Raw genomic sequence first — 306 nt, forward strand, 5'->3', positions numbered from 1 at the left:
TTGACGGCCTTTCTTCTAATATCTTCTCTTAAAGGAATGTTTGACAATAACTCATTTCCTTCTAATTCTGCCTGATCGATATTTCCCTGATCGAAAAATTTTCCTGTTTGATTATGTCTGATAAAACTGCGTACCCCATCAGAGTCTGTTGATAGAACAGGGCATCGGCAAACCATTGCTTCCAGAACTGCATATCCAAACCCTTCTACTTTTGATGTAGAACATAAAAAGCCACCGGAATCACCAATGATTGAAAAATATTCAGCCATTTTATTATGTGGCTGATTTACATACATCTTAAGGTGG

General features: G+C 37.3%; 1 protein-coding gene. It reads right to left on the reverse strand.

All coding sequences use genetic code 11. From position 1 onward, the window contains the following. The coding region (locus SB773_RS30935) for a glycosyltransferase (protein WP_410594069.1) at window positions 1-306 on the reverse strand (306 nt) is incomplete at both ends.

Origin of the sequence: Bacillus sp. SIMBA_074 (assembly GCF_046534555.1) — a bacterium.
In the GTDB taxonomy this organism is placed as follows: domain Bacteria; phylum Bacillota; class Bacilli; order Bacillales; family Bacillaceae_G; genus Bacillus_A; species Bacillus_A mycoides.